The sequence below is a fragment of the Ralstonia sp. VS2407 genome, assembly GCF_052950655.1.
On sequence record NZ_JBRFVG010000209.1, the window covers coordinates 1 to 485 of the forward strand.

Here is a 485-nt window from a genome sequence, read left to right on the forward strand (position 1 = left end):
TGCCGTGGTCGTCGCCGCAACTGTGGTTCACGCTCGCGCTCGGCCGCGTCGCGACCGCCGGCTTCGTCTACGAGGAACGCCTCGCCGCGGAGCCGATCCTGCCGCTCGAGCTGTTTCGCCACCGCACCTTCGTGCTGTGCTGCCTGATCGGCTTCGTCGTCGGGCTCGCGCTGTTCGGCTCGGTCACGTTCCTGCCGCTCTATCTGCAGGTCGTCAAGGGCTCGACGCCGTCGGAAGCCGGCATGCAGGTGCTGCCGATGATGGGCGGGCTGCTCGCGACGTCGATCGGCAGCGGCCGCCTCATCACGACGCTCGGCAAGTATCGTCTGTTCCCGATCGCGGGCACCTTCGTCGCCTGCGCGGCGATGCTGCTGCTCGCGACGCTGTCGCTCGACACGCCGCTGCGCGCGATGTACCTGTACATGGCGCTCCTCGGCGGCGGGCTCGGCATGGTGATGCCCGTCATCGTGCTCGCCGTGCAGAAC

General features: G+C 69.1%; 1 protein-coding gene. It reads left to right on the top strand.

What is annotated here, in order from left to right; genetic code table 11:
• On the top strand, window positions 1-485 hold a 485-nt coding region (locus ACU8YE_RS24655; RefSeq protein WP_446930064.1), incomplete at both ends, for an MFS transporter.